9 protein-coding genes are annotated in these 13,998 nt (G+C 59.1%); 2 read left to right on the forward strand and 7 right to left on the reverse strand.

Annotation, left to right across the window (positions count from 1 at the left end; all coding sequences use genetic code 11):
- Window positions 1-220: 220 nt before the first annotated feature.
- Complete coding sequence (gene arcB / locus ACL2XQ_RS23080; RefSeq protein ID WP_413721522.1) at window positions 221-2,554, reverse strand: aerobic respiration two-component sensor histidine kinase ArcB; 2,334 nt, start codon at window positions 2,552-2,554, stop codon at window positions 221-223.
- Between the two features lie 81 nt (window positions 2,555-2,635).
- Complete coding sequence (locus ACL2XQ_RS23085) at window positions 2,636-3,562, reverse strand: TIGR01212 family radical SAM protein (protein ID WP_413723500.1); 927 nt, start codon at window positions 3,560-3,562, stop codon at window positions 2,636-2,638.
- 678 nt (window positions 3,563-4,240) lie between these two features.
- Here ACL2XQ_RS23085 and gltB point away from each other — a divergent pair.
- Both gltB and ACL2XQ_RS23095 read left to right on the forward strand, forming a co-directional pair.
- Window positions 4,241-8,701 carry a glutamate synthase large subunit gene (gltB, locus tag ACL2XQ_RS23090; protein ID WP_410013374.1) on the forward strand — a complete coding sequence of 1,487 codons (4,461 nt, stop codon included), beginning with the start codon at window positions 4,241-4,243 and terminating at the stop codon, window positions 8,699-8,701.
- A gap of 10 nt (window positions 8,702-8,711) precedes the next feature.
- Window positions 8,712-10,130, forward strand: coding sequence for a glutamate synthase small subunit (locus ACL2XQ_RS23095; protein WP_410016723.1), 1,419 nt, complete (start codon window positions 8,712-8,714; stop codon window positions 10,128-10,130).
- Between the two features lie 103 nt (window positions 10,131-10,233).
- On the opposite strand, the gene sspB is transcribed toward ACL2XQ_RS23095, so the two are convergent.
- The 5 genes from sspB to zapE form a co-directional block, all read right to left on the reverse strand.
- Window positions 10,234-10,731: a ClpXP protease specificity-enhancing factor gene (sspB, locus tag ACL2XQ_RS23100; protein WP_410013373.1), complete on the reverse strand. Its 498-nt coding sequence runs from the start codon at window positions 10,729-10,731 to the stop codon at window positions 10,234-10,236.
- Window positions 10,732-10,734: 3 nt separating this feature from the next.
- Complete coding sequence (gene sspA / locus ACL2XQ_RS23105) at window positions 10,735-11,376, reverse strand: stringent starvation protein SspA (RefSeq protein ID WP_410013372.1); 642 nt, start codon at window positions 11,374-11,376, stop codon at window positions 10,735-10,737.
- Window positions 11,377-11,712: 336 nt separating this feature from the next.
- On the reverse strand, window positions 11,713-12,105 hold the full coding sequence (gene rpsI / locus ACL2XQ_RS23110; protein ID WP_162366275.1) for a 30S ribosomal protein S9: 393 nt from the start codon (window positions 12,103-12,105) through the stop codon (window positions 11,713-11,715).
- A 15-nt stretch (window positions 12,106-12,120) separates the two neighbouring features.
- A complete protein-coding gene (gene rplM, locus ACL2XQ_RS23115; protein WP_410013371.1) occupies window positions 12,121-12,549 on the reverse strand; it encodes a 50S ribosomal protein L13 in 429 nt (142 codons plus the stop codon).
- 243 nt (window positions 12,550-12,792) lie between these two features.
- Window positions 12,793-13,920: a cell division protein ZapE gene (zapE, locus tag ACL2XQ_RS23120; protein WP_413721523.1), complete on the reverse strand. Its 1,128-nt coding sequence runs from the start codon at window positions 13,918-13,920 to the stop codon at window positions 12,793-12,795.
- Between the last annotated feature and the right edge of the window lie 78 nt (window positions 13,921-13,998).

Below are 13,998 nucleotides of genomic sequence, written 5' to 3' on the forward strand. Positions count from 1 at the left end.
CGCTTCCATCAGGCCGGTGAAAATATTATTTCTATTGACAAAGTCTATTCTACATCCCAAATTTTAATGGTTCTTGTAACATTACAGCGTTCTTTTGCTATGTTGATAATTAACGCTTAACGAATTTTACCACCCCGCCAACCAACAACACCTGAGAATGGGCGGGCAACAGTTTCCCTGGTGTTGGCGCAATCTTCGCGCACCCCGGCCTAGGTCGGGGTCATTTTTTTTCAGCCTTACGTACCCACTCCCGCAGCGTCTGCACATCGTTACGCCACTCCTGCCCCAGTTCGTCCACCCACTCCTGCACGTTATCCCACCAGGCCGGCAGTTCCGGCGATTGGATCTGCTGGGCCAACTGCTGCAGGTGCAGCAGGCCGATGGAGCCGGCGGCGCCTTTGATCTTATGGCCTTCCTCGGCGATGCCGTGCCGATCGCGCGCGGTCATATTGGTCGACAGCAGAGTCATATACCCCGGCATCATCTTCTCGAACATCTCCAGGCCCTGGTATATCAGGGACGGTCCCACCAAGTCCAGATACTGCTCCAGCATCGCGGTGTCCAGTATGGCCTGCGCCGCCGGCGCTCCGGCGGCATCCTCCGCGTCGGCGGGCCGATCGCCGGGATGATCCCAGAAGCGCTGGATGACCTCGGTCAGGGCCGATACCGCCAGCGGCTTGCTCAGCACATCATCCATGCCGGCATCGAGGTACTCCTGTTTGTTTTTCAGTACGTTGGCGGTCAGGGCGATCAGCGGCGGCAAATCCCGTCCGGCGTAGCGCCGGCGCAGCTCGCGGGAGATATCCAGCCCGGTCATATCCGGCAACTGGATATCCAGCAGCACCAGGTCATATTCATCGGGATCAAACATCTCCAGCGCGTCGCGGCCGGTCATCGCCACATCCACGCTGCTGCCCAGTTTTTCCAGCACCGAACGCGCCACCACCACATTCAGCTCAATGTCCTCCACCAGCAGTACGTTGAGCGCCGGCAGCGGCAGGTCATCTTCGTCGTCCTTCGGCTCAGGCCGCACTTCCGGCGCCGTGATGGACAAGCTGAAACACGAGCCTTTGCCCGGCTGGCTTTTTACCTGGATATCGCCGCCCATGGCTTGCGCCAGGCGTTTTGACACCGCAAGGCCGATGCCGGTACCGGTGGCGGGCTTGCCGCCGTTCTGATCCTTGACCTGGTAATACATGGCGAAAATCTTGTCCTGCTCGTCCTCGGGAATGCCGATACCGGAATCCTCCACGTCAAAGCACAGCAGATCGTCTTTTTCGCGCCGGACGCGAATAATAATTTCACCGCTGCGGGTAAATTTCACCGCGTTGCCAATCAGATTCCACAGGATCTGGCGCAGGCGGGTGCCGTCGGCAAGAATGGCGTCCGGCAGCGGCGCGCAGGGCTGCATCACCAGCGTCAGCCCCTTGGGCTGCACCAAAAGGCCGGACAGGTTCTCCAAATCGGTCAGGAAGGCGTTGAAATCCATCGGCTGGTTATCCAACTGCACCTTGCGCCGCTCCAGTTTATCCATTTCGATAATATCGTTGAAGATATTGCCGAGGGTGATGGCGCTGACGTGAATGGTCTTCAGATAATTGAGCTGCTCCTGATCCAATTGGGTATCGAGCAGGATGCGGCTTAAGCCGACGATGCCGTTAAGCGGCGTACGCAGCTCGTGGCTGATCGTTGAGATAAAGGTGGTCTTCTCCCTGCTGGCGTTCTCCAGCGCGTCCTGGTAGCGCTTACGCTCGGTTATATCGCGGCCGAAACCCATCAGGCCGTGTCGTTTGCCCACCCGGTCGTAAAAAGGCACCTTGCGCAGTTCAAAACAGGCCTTGCGTCCGTCGGGATAGACCAGCCACTGCTCGTAGGTCAGCGAGACATTATGGCGGAACACCTTCTCATCGGTTTCGATCACTTTTTCCGCGATATCCGGCGCATACACATCGCGTGGGGTCAAGCCTACCAGTTGCTTCTCGCTTTTCCCCACCAACAGTTCCGTCGCGCGGTTGCAGCCGGAAAATTCCTTGTTTTCATTGCGGTAGTACACCAGGTCGGGAGAGGCGTCCAGGAAAGAGCGCAGCAGCGAAGACTGTTGTTCCAGCTCGATTTGCGCCTGTTCGCGCCGGGCCATTTCCTCGGTCAGTTTATCCATGGCGCGCTGGCGGGCGTCCTCCGCCTTCTCGCGATCGGCAATCTCCTGGTTCAAATGCGCGATATTGTCCTGCAACTGCTGGTTGAGCTGCAGGTCGCGGTTGCGCATTTCCTCCAGTTTATCCACCAGCCGCGCCAGCCGCTGGCGGGATTCCTCCAGTTGCTCAACCACCACCGAGAGAAAATACACCGCCCAGGGCGTGATCAGCAGGCCGAAAAAGATCGAGCGCACCACGTCGATGCTTTCAACCTCGCCGCGCAGCAGCATGGTCACGGCCATCTGCACAATCATGGCCAGCACCACCAGCGCCGACGCCAGCAGCAGCGAAAAACGGACCAGCCCCAACTTGACCATCAGGTCGACGTAATATTGCGCCAGCAGGCGGATTTGCTTCATAGCGGTTTCCTTGGGTGACGATGCCGTCAATCATACCGTAAAAAACGATACCGTAGGTGACGTCGCGGGGGGAGAAGGCGGTCAGGCCCCGGGCAAGAACGGCATGCCCAGGGCGCTGCCCTGGCCGCCCTGCGCCTTGAGGTCATTATACAGCGCATTCATCCCGTTCCAGTGATTGGCGCACCACAAAGGTGCAAGCAGGGTCGGCGGACGGGCGCTGGCGCTAATACGGTGGAAAATCACCTGCGCGGGGGTATGGCGGATCATCTCGCCGGCAATGGCGGTATAGTCCTCCAGGCTTAGCGCGGCAAGACGCCCCGCCCGCCAGGCCCTGGCCATCACGCTGCCCTCGACCAGCAGCAGCGGATGCAGCTTCAGGCCGTCGACGCCCGCCGCCAACACCCGATCGAGGGTGGACAGGCATTCCGCCGCCCCCTCGCCCGGCAAGCCGACAATCAGGTGCGTGCACACGCGCAGGCCCCGCGCCCGCGCCGCCGCCACGGTATGGCGATAACAGGCAAAATCATGACCGCGGTTGATACGGCGCAGGGTTTTATCCTGCGCGCTTTGCAGCCCCAGTTCCAGCCAGACCTCATACCCCTGGCGCTGGTAGCCGGCCAGCAAGTCCAGTACCTCGGGCGGCGCGCAATCCGGACGGGTGCCGACGCAGATGCCGACGATATCGGCCTGCGCGAGGGCCTCGCGGTAGAGACGGTCTAAAACCCTCACTTCTGCATAAGTACTGGTATAGGCCTGAAAATAGGCCAGGTAGCGTTTGGCCCGGTCGGCGTTGCGCGCCTGGCCGGCTACCTGCTCGCCGACGCTGCGGAACTGGCTTTGTTCGTCGGCAAAAGAGGCGACATTGCAAAACGTGCAGCCCCCGCGTCCGAGGGTACCGTCGCGGTTGGGACAGCTAAACCCCCCGTGCAGCGAGAGTTTATACACTTTCTGGCCGTAGCGGCGCAGAAGATCGCCGCCAAACATATTGACTACCTGCAGCAACTGCATATTCTGGTTATCCCGGCCGGTTGAGGTCGTCCAGACTAGCCGGTTTGCCCGCCGGCCGTGATGATATCGATCAATACCCATCGCCGTCGCCGGCCGCATCGCATATTTATGCAAAGAAGGTGAGAATAAAATCAATTCTCATCGATTAAAATTTCTTATTTTCTCCCGGCGAATCATTCATAATGTCACTATCGCGACAAAACAGAGCCATACACGCCAGAAAACACGCTAGCCAGCAGATCCTGCTGTTATGGGGCCAGGCACTAGCATGGTGCAGAGATACTAGCGCTGCACTACAGTGAGACAGCGCATATCGGTGCCGGCCGCTCCCGCCGTCCAGACGACGGTCAAACCGGCTTTAATTAGATTATTATCAACTGGTTAATAGTGTTTTCAGGCGATTTAAGCCCCTTTATGACGGGATTTGACCTGCGTGGTGTTTATCGTTAATTTGGAAGGCCGCTGGAAGAATTCTGGACGGGTTAACGACTCGTCATAGTTATGCAGTTATGAAGACTCCTTCTTAAAGCAAGTCGTTTATCACGAGCAAAGACCGCCACGATGAGGTTACCTGGAGAGAGTGGAACAGCTGGACGTTTAATCCGCTGCCGCTCAATACGGATACGCCTCCTCGCAGTAGGTTGTGAGAGTCACCTGGAGCCTGGGGAGGTCCACGATATGTTGTACGATGAATCCCAAGAGAAGGACAACTGCGGCTTCGGCCTGATTGCCCATATAGAAGGCGAGCCCAGCCACAAGGTGGTCCGAACCGCTATTCATGCGCTGGCCCGTATGCAGCATCGTGGCGCCATCCTGGCCGACGGCAAGACCGGCGACGGCTGCGGCCTGCTGTTGCAAAAACCCGATCGCTTCTATCAGATGGTGGCGCTGGAGCGCGGCTGGCGGCTGGCTAAAAACTACGCCGTCGGCATGATATTCCTGAGCCGCGATGAAGACGAGGCCCGCGCCAGCCGCCGGATTGTCGAAGAGGAACTGCAAAACGAAACGCTGTCGATAGTCGGCTGGCGCGAGGTTCCCATCAATCCCGATGTGTTGGGTGAAATCGCGCTCTCCTCGCTGCCCCGTATCGAGCAGATTTTTGTCAACGCCCCGGCGGGCTGGCGTCCCCGTGATATGGAACGCCGCCTGTACGTGGCGCGCCGCCGTATCGAAAAGCGAGTGGCCGACGACAGTTTTTACGTCTGCAGCCTCTCCAATCTGGTGACTATTTATAAAGGCCTGTGCATGCCGGCGGACCTGCCGCGCTTTTACCTGGATCTGGCGGACCTGCGGCTGGAATCGGCCATTTGCCTGTTCCACCAGCGCTTCTCCACCAATACCGTGCCGCGCTGGCCGCTGGCGCAGCCGTTTCGCTACCTGGCGCACAACGGCGAAATCAATACCATCACCGGCAACCGGCAGTGGGCGCGGGCGCGCGCCTATAAGCTGAAGACGCCGCTAATCCCGGATTTGCAGGACGCCGCGCCGTTCGTTAACGAAACCGGCTCCGACTCCAGTTCGCTGGATAATATGCTCGAGCTGTTCCTGAGCGGCGGCATGGACCTGATCCGCGCCATGCGCCTGCTGGTGCCGCCGGCCTGGCAGAACAATCCCAATATGGACCCGGAGCTGCGCGCCTTTTTCGATTTTAACTCCATGCACATGGAACCCTGGGACGGACCGGCGGGGCTGGTGATGTCCGACGGCCGTTTCGCCGCCTGTAACCTGGACCGCAACGGCCTGCGCCCGGCGCGTTATGTCATCACCACCGATAAGCTTATCACCTGCGCCTCCGAAGTGGGCATCTGGGATTACCAACCCGACGAAGTGGTGGAAAAAGGCCGCGTCGGACCGGGCGAGCTGATGGTGATCGATACCCGCAACGGGCGTATCCTGCACTCGGCGGAAACCGATAACGACCTGAAAAGCCGCCATCCCTATAAAGAATGGATGGAAAAGAACGTGCGCCGCCTGACGCCGTTTGAGGAGTTGTCCGACGATCAGGTCGGTCACCGCGAGCTGGACAATACCCTGCTGGAAACCTACCAGAAGCAGTTCGGCTATTCCAATGAGGAGCTGGACGCCATTTTGCGCGTACTGGGCGAAAACGGCCAGGAAGCCACCGGCTCCATGGGCGACGATACCCCCTTTGCCGTGCTGTCGAGCCGCCCGCGCGTGATTTACGATTATTTCCGCCAGCAGTTCGCCCAGGTGACCAACCCCCCCATCGACTCGCTGCGCGAAGCCCATGTCATGTCGCTGGCCACCTGTATCGGCCGGGAAATGAACGTGTTCTGCGAAGCGGAAGGCCAGGCGTTCCGGCTGGCGTTTAAATCGCCGATCCTGCTCTACTCCGATTTTACCCAGTTGACCACCCAGGAAGAGCATCATTACCGCGCCGACAAGCTGGATATCACCTACGATCCCAGCGAGCGCAATATGCACGAGACGCTGCTCAAGCTGTGCGACGACGCGGAAGAGAAAGTGCGCCAGGGCACGGTGCTGCTGGTGCTGACCGATCGGGCCATTTCCCCCACCCGGCTGCCGGTGCCCGCGCCGATGGCGGTGGGCGCCATCCATACCCGCCTGGTGGAAAAAAACCTGCGCTGCGACGCCAACCTGATCGTGGAAACCGCCAGCACCCGCGACCCGCATCATTTTGCGGTGCTGATCGGCTTTGGCGCCACGGCCATCTATCCGTACCTGGCCTATGAAACCCTGGCGGCCATGATCGACAGCGGCACCATCGAAAAAGATTACCGTACCGTGATGCTGAACTACCGTAACGGCATCAATAAGGGCCTGTACAAGATCATGTCCAAGATGGGCATCTCCACCGTGGCGTCGTACCGCTGTTCCAAGCTGTTTGAGGCCGTCGGCCTGCATCGCGAACTGACGGATCTGTGTTTCCAGGGCGTGGTCAGCCGTATCGGCGGCGCCAGCTTCAGTGAATTTGAACAAGATTTGCTGAATCTCTCCAAACGCGCCTGGCTGAAACGCAAACCGCTGGATCAGGGCGGCCTGCTGAAGTATGTCCACGGCGGCGAATACCACGCCTACAACCCGGACGTGGTCAAGACCCTGCAGCGGGCGGTGCAAAGCGGCGAGTACGGCGAATACCAGCAGTACGCCAAGCTGGTCAACGAACGTCCCATCGCCATGCTGCGCGACCTGCTGGCCATCAAGCCCGACGGCAACGCCGTGTCCCTGGACCAGGTGGAGCCGGCGGAAAACCTGTTCAAACGTTTTGACACCGCCGCCATGTCCATCGGCGCCCTCAGCCCGGAAGCCCATGAATCGCTGGCGCAGGCCATGAACAGCCTGGGCGGCTTCTCCAATTCCGGCGAAGGCGGCGAAGACCCGGTCCGCTACGGCACCAATAAGGTCTCGCGCATCAAACAGGTCGCCTCCGGGCGCTTCGGCGTCACGCCGGCCTACCTGGTCAACGCCGATGTTATCCAAATCAAGGTGGCGCAGGGCGCCAAGCCGGGCGAAGGCGGCCAGCTGCCGGGCGATAAGGTGACCCCGTATATCGCCAAGCTGCGTTATTCGGTGCCCGGCGTGACGCTGATTTCCCCGCCGCCGCATCATGATATTTATTCCATCGAGGATCTGGCGCAGCTGATTTTCGATTTAAAACAGGTCAATCCAAAGGCGCTGATTTCGGTCAAACTGGTTTCCGAGCCCGGCGTGGGCACCATTGCCACCGGCGTGGCGAAGGCCTATGCGGATTTAATCACCATCGCCGGCTACGACGGCGGCACCGGCGCCAGCCCGCTGTCGTCGGTAAAATATGCCGGTTGCCCGTGGGAACTGGGCCTGGTGGAAACCCAGCAGGCGCTGGTGGCCAATGGCCTGCGCCATAAGATACGCCTGCAGGTGGACGGCGGCCTGAAAACCGGCCAGGACATCATCAAGGCGGCGATCCTGGGCGCGGAGAGCTTCGGCTTCGGCACCGGTCCGATGGTGGCGCTGGGCTGTAAATACCTGCGCATCTGCCATTTGAACAACTGCGCCACCGGCGTGGCCACCCAGGATGAAAAGCTGCGCCGCGATCATTATCACGGCCTGCCGGAACTGGTGACCAACTACTTCCGTTTTATCGCTCGGGAGACCCGCGAAATCATGGCGGAGCTGGGCGTGACCCGGCTGGTGGATCTTATCGGCCGCACCGATTTACTGCTGGAGCTGGACGGCATTTCCGCCAAGCAGCATAAGCTGGACCTGTCGCCGCTGCTGAAAACCGCCACCCCGCATCCGGGCAAGGCGCTGTATTGCACGGAAAGCAGCAATCCGCCGTTCGACAAGGGACTGATGAACAAAACCCTGGTCGAACAGGCCATGCCCCATGTGGAGCTGCGCCAGAGCAAGACGTTTTATTACGATATCCATAACACCGATCGCTCGGTGGGCGCCTCGTTGTCCGGCGCCATTGCCGCGCAGCACGGCGACCAGGGCTTATCCGCCGATCCGATCAAGGCCTTTTTCACCGGCACCGCGGGCCAGAGTTTCGGCGTGTGGAATGCGGGCGGCGTGGAGCTGACCCTGACCGGCGACGCCAACGATTATGTCGGCAAAGGCATGGCCGGCGGCAGTATCGTTATCCGTCCGCCGGTGGGCTCGGCGTTTCGCAGCCATGAAGCCACCATTATCGGCAATACCTGCCTGTACGGCGCCACCGGCGGCAAACTGTTTGCCGCCGGCCGCGCCGGCGAGCGCTTTGCGGTGCGTAACTCCGGCGCCATCACCGTGGTGGAGGGCATCGGCGACAACGGGTGTGAATATATGACCGGCGGCATCGTCTGCGTGCTGGGCCGTACCGGCGTCAATTTCGGCGCGGGCATGACCGGCGGCTTCGCGTATGTCCTCGACGAAGAAGGCGATTTCCGCAAGCGGGTGAATCACGAACTGGTGGAAGTGCTGGACGTGGAGCAATTGGCCATCCATGAAGAACACCTGCGCGGCCTGATTACCGAACATGTCCAGTTGACCGGCTCCCATCGCGGGGAAGAAATCCTGGCCGACTGGCCGGCCTGGGCATCGAAATTTACCCTGGTTAAACCAAAATCGAGTGATGTGAAAGCGTTGCTGGGTCACCGCAGCCGTTCTGCGGCAGAGCTTCGCGTGCAAGCGCAGTAAGAGGTTAATGATGAGTCAAAATGTTTATCAATTTATCGACTTGCAGCGTGTGGATCCGCCTAAAAAACCGCTCAAGATCCGGAAAATTGAGTTTGTGGAAATCTACGAGCCGTTCTCGGAATCGCAGTCCAAGGCGCAGGCGGACCGCTGTATTTCCTGCGGCAACCCTTACTGTGAGTGGAAATGCCCGGTACATAACTACATTCCCAACTGGCTGAAGCTCGCCAACGAAGGCCGGATTATCGAAGCGGCCGAGCTGTCGCACCAGACCAACAGCCTGCCGGAAGTGTGCGGACGCGTGTGCCCGCAGGATCGCCTGTGCGAAGGCTCCTGTACGCTGAATGACGAATTCGGCGCGGTCACCATCGGTAATATCGAACGCTATATCAACGATAAGGCGATTGAAATGGGCTGGAAGCCCAACGTGTCGGGCATTGTGTCCACCGGCAAGCGGGTGGCGGTGATCGGCGCCGGTCCCGCGGGGCTGGCCTGCGCCGACGTGCTCACGCGCAACGGCGTACAGGCGGTGGTGTTCGACCGCCATCCGGAAATCGGCGGCCTGTTGACCTTCGGCATCCCGTCGTTCAAGCTGGAAAAAGACGTGATGATCAAACGCCGCGAGATATTCAGCGAGATGGGCATTGAATTTCGGCTGAATACCGAAGTCGGCAAAGACATCATGATGAGCGATCTGCTGGGCGAGTTTGACGCGGTGTTCCTGGGCGTCGGCACCTATCAGTCCATGCGCGGCGGCCTGGAAAACGAGGACGCGCCCGGTGTTGTGGACGCGCTGCCGTTCCTGATAGCCAATACCAAGCAGCTGATGGGCTTTGAAAACCCCGAGTCGGCGCCTTACGTCAGCATGGAAGGCAAACGCGTGGTGGTGCTGGGCGGCGGCGATACGGCGATGGACTGCGTGCGCACCTCGATACGCCAGGGCGCAACCCATGTGATCTGCGCCTATCGCCGCGATGAGGAAAACATGCCCGGCTCGAAACGCGAGGTGAAAAACTCGCGCGAGGAAGGGGTGGAATTTATGTTCAACCTGCAACCGGTCAGCATCGAAATCGATGCCGCCGGTAAAGTGTGCGGTGTGAAGATGGTACGCACCGCCATGGGCGAACCGGACGCGCACGGCCGTCGGCGCGCCGAGATTATCGCCGGGTCGGAGCACGTGCTGGCGGCGGATACGGTGGTCATGGCGTTTGGTTTCCGTCCGCACAGTATGCAGTGGCTGGCGGATTTCAGCGTCGAGCTGGACAGCCAGGGACGGATTATCGCGCCGGAAGGCACCGAAACCGCGTTCCAAACCAGTAATCCGAAGATTTTCGCCGGCGGCGACGCGGTGCGGGGTTCCGATCTGGTGGTGACCGCCATTGCCGAAGGCCGCAAGGCCGCAGATGGCATCATGAACTACCTGGAAGTGTGATTGCCGCTAAGGCCCTCCCGCTCCGCCAGGGGCGGGAGGGCCTTGCCGTTACGGGCACGGATGAAATCGTTCCCGCCGTGATGGGCGCAGAGGGGCCTTTGGCTTATTTCACGACCCGCAGCGACGGACGCCCGCCACGCGGCGGCGTTGGCGGCTCGTCATCGGGATGATAGTCATCATCGCTATCAGGACGGTCGCCGTCAATAATGGACATGACCGTTTCCGGCGCGTTACCCAGGGTCGACGCATCTTCCGCCACGCCATTTTGCTCATAGCCGACTTCCGGCTCAAACATGGTGCCGGCGCCGTTTTCGCGGGCATAAATGGCCAGCACGGCGGCAATGGGCACATTGACCTGACGCGGGATACCGCCGAAGCGCGCGTTAAAACTCACTTCGGCGTTGGTGAGCTCGAGGCTTGCCACCGCCCGGGGGGCGATATTGAGGACGATTTGTCCGTCACGGGCAAATTCCATCGGCACCGAGACGCCGTCCACCGTGACATCCACCACCAGGTGCGGCGTCAGGTGGTTGTCCAGCAGCCACTCATAGAACGCCCGGAGCAGGTAGGGGCGGCGTGGGGAGAGTTGAGAGACTTCCATACCTTAGCCCCGGGTTTGCAGGCGCATTTCGCGCTCAGCTTCGGTTAAGGAGGCCAGGAAGGCGTCACGCTCGAATACGCGCGTCATATAGCCCTTGAGCTCCTTGGCGCCGGCGCCGGCCAACTCGATCCCCATCTGCGGCAAACGCCACAGCAGTGGGGCCAGGTAGCAATCCACCAGGCTGAACTCTTCGCTCATGAAGTACGGCGCTTCGTTAAATACCGGCGCTACGGCCAGCAGCTCTTCACGCAGCTGGCGGCGGGCGCCTTCCGCTTCCTGGGCGCTGCCCTGCTCGACCTTGCGCATCAGGGAGTACCAATCGTTTTCGATGCGATGCATCATCAAACGGCTGGTGCCGCGCGCGACCGGATAAACCGGCATCAACGGCGGATGGGGAAAACGCTCGTCAAGATATTCCATGATGATGCGCGATTCATACAGGGTCAGTTCGCGATCGACCAGGGTCGGCACGGTGCGGTAAGGGTTGAGGTCAATCAGGTCCTGCGGTAGATTATCAAGTTCTACCTGCTCAATTTCGACACTGACACCTTTTTCCGCCAGTACGATGCGTACTTGATGGCTAAAAATGTCGGTCGGGCCAGAAAACAGCGTCATCACCGAACGTTTGTTGGCAGCGACAGCCATGAAAACCTCCAAGTTTATCTAGAAAATACCGCGAATAGCCAACTAACCCGGCTACTATCCTGAAATTGTTTGACTGTTAATTCACCTGGCGCCACGCTGCCCATCGCAACCGCGGCAAGCGCTGCTTGCGGCATCATGATAAATCGCCGGCGACATCAACAGACATAAAAGTGTTTAACAGTTTACCAGATTTTTGCATGTTTAGGGGGATGGCGTGTGGCAAATCGCGTTGAATACATCGACGCAATCAGATATTTGGCGTTAAATCAACGCTCGGGAAATAAAAAAGCCCGGACCGTGCCGGGCTTTGTCAGCTGTAATAATAACAGCCGGGAATTAACGTTTGGAGAACTGCGGACGACGACGTGCTTTACGCAGACCGACTTTCTTACGTTCAACCTTACGGGCATCGCGGGTAACGAAGCCGGCTTTGCGCAGTTCTGCGCGCAGCGATTCGTCATATTCCATCAGTGCACGGGTGATACCGTGACGGATTGCGCCTGCCTGACCGGAAATGCCACCGCCGGTAACGGTGATGTACAAATCCAGCTTTTCAACCATGTCGACCAGTTCCAGCGGCTGACGAACTACCATGCGGGCAGTTTCGCGACCGAAGTATTGATCCAGACTACGCTGGTTGATAACGATGTTACCGCTACCCGGCTTCATGAAGACGCGTGCGGAGGAGCTTTTGCGGCGACCAGTGCCGTAGTATTGATTTTCAGCCATTGCCTATAATCCCGATTAAATGTCCAGAACTTGCGGTTGCTGAGCCGCGTGGTTGTGCTCGGTACCCTTGTAAACTTTCAGTTTACGATACATTGCACGACCCAGCGGGCCTTTTGGCAGCATGCCTTTAACCGCGATTTCAATCACACGCTCAGGGTGGCGGGCAATCATCTCTTCAAAGGTCGTTTCTTTAATACCGCCGATGAAACCGGTATGATGATAATAGATTTTGTCGGTACGCTTTTTGCCGGTGACGGCAACTTTTTCGGCGTTCAACACGATGATATAATCACCGGTATCAACATGCGGCGTAAATTCCGGTTTATGCTTCCCGCGCAGGCGACTGGCCAGTTCAGTAGCAAGACGACCCAGGGTTTTACCGCTGGCGTCGACAACATACCAGTCGCGTTTGACGGTTTCTGGTTTTGCTGTAAATGTTTTCATTAAAAGCTTACCCAATTAAAGTTACACGTTGGTGAACACCCAAACGCTTCAATGAATAGTTATGAGGCTCACACGGCTATCTAGTCCAGCAAACCTACCCCTTCGAATAGCCGTTGCTGGCGCGATCGAAGTTTTCGGGAAAAAAACTTCTTGTAACGTGGGGTCGCAAGATTATAGAGAAGACGAGGCCAAAGGTCGACTGTTATTTACGATTCCAGCCCAATCAGTCGGCGGGCGCGCCGCTCACGGCAAGTGCGGCAGGGCCAGGTACTCTTCGCTTTGCATCTCCTGCAGGCGCGACAGGCAGCGCTGGAATTCAAAACGCAGCAACTGGCCCTGGTACAAAGACGCCAGCGGCGCGTCGGCGGCAATCACCAGCTTAACCTGCCGTTCGTAGAACTCATCCACCAGGGCCACAAACCGCCGGGCGGTATTTTCATCCTGCGGGCCCATCGCATGCACATTGTGCAGCAGCACGCTGTGATAAAGGCGGGACAGGACAATATAATCATTCTGGCTGCGGGCGCCGGCGCACAGCGTGGCGAAATCCAGGGCCACCACGCCGTCCCGGGCGCCGAGCGTCGGCAACGGACGATGATTGACCGTCAGCACCGGCGCGCCGTCCGGCCGTGCGCCGGCCAGGCGGGTGAAAATGCGCGCCATATCGGCGGCGGTCTGCTGATCCAGCGGCGTCAGGTAGAGGCTCGCCTGGGTCAGGGTGCGCAGCCGGTAATCAATGCCGGCGTCTACGTTCATCACCGCGCAATGGCGTTTGATTAGCGCGATGGCCGGCAGAAAGCGGGCGCGCTGCAGACCGTTGCGGTACAGGTCGTCCGGCGGGATATTGGACGTGGCGACCAGGGTGATGCCGCGGGCGAACAACGCCTGCATCAGCGTACCCAACAGCATGGCGTCGGTAATGTCCGCGACAAAAAACTCGTCAAAACAAAGCACGTCGGTTTGCGCCTTGAAATCATCGGCAATCAGTTCCAGCGGGTCTTCATGCCCCTGCAAACGGTTCATCTCCTCGTGCACCCGCAGCATAAAGCGGTGGAAGTGCAGGCGCAGCTTACGTTCTCCCGGCAGGCTTTGAAAAAAAAGATCCATTAACCAGGTTTTTCCGCGCCCTACCCCGCCCCACATATATAATCCCTGTACGGGTTCGACGGCTTCGACGTTTTTTTTGCCGCGCAGGCGCTGGCCCAGGCGCCCCAACAGCCCGCCGGCGGCCGGCGCGGCGGCGGGCTTCGCCAGCAGTTGGCGGTGAAGGTGTTCAAGCTTATCGACGGCCGCTGCCTGGACGGCGTCGGCCTGGTATTCGCCTCCTGCCAGCATCTGCTGGTAGAGGGATAATGGCGATGTGACATGCATGGCGGCAAACGATCCCTGATACGATTATTTGTAACACTTTTGTTGCGGCCAGCTTAAACAGCCGCGCCGCGGAACACA

It is taken from the genome of Sodalis sp. RH14 (assembly GCF_047324285.1).
GTDB lineage: Bacteria > Pseudomonadota > Gammaproteobacteria > Enterobacterales > Enterobacteriaceae > Acerihabitans.

Bases quoted from the DNA above. Each gene is read 5' to 3' on its own strand.
- rpsI (WP_162366275.1), bottom strand. From the start codon at position 12,105: ATGGCTGAAAATCAATACTACGGCACTGGTCGCCGCAAAAGCTCCTCC.
- sspA (WP_410013372.1), bottom strand. From the start codon at position 11,376: ATGGCTGTCGCTGCCAACAAACGTTCGGTGATGACGCTGTTTTCTGGC.
- arcB (WP_413721522.1), bottom strand. From the start codon at position 2,554: ATGAAGCAAATCCGCCTGCTGGCGCAATATTACGTCGACCTGATGGTC.
- zapE (WP_413721523.1), bottom strand. From the start codon at position 13,920: ATGCATGTCACATCGCCATTATCCCTCTACCAGCAGATGCTGGCAGGA.
- gltB (WP_410013374.1), top strand. From the start codon at position 4,241: ATGTTGTACGATGAATCCCAAGAGAAGGACAACTGCGGCTTCGGCCTG.
- ACL2XQ_RS23085 (WP_413723500.1), bottom strand. From the start codon at position 3,562: ATGCAGTTGCTGCAGGTAGTCAATATGTTTGGCGGCGATCTTCTGCGC.
- rplM (WP_410013371.1), bottom strand. From the start codon at position 12,549: ATGAAAACATTTACAGCAAAACCAGAAACCGTCAAACGCGACTGGTAT.
- ACL2XQ_RS23095 (WP_410016723.1), top strand. From the start codon at position 8,712: ATGAGTCAAAATGTTTATCAATTTATCGACTTGCAGCGTGTGGATCCG.
- sspB (WP_410013373.1), bottom strand. From the start codon at position 10,731: ATGGAAGTCTCTCAACTCTCCCCACGCCGCCCCTACCTGCTCCGGGCG.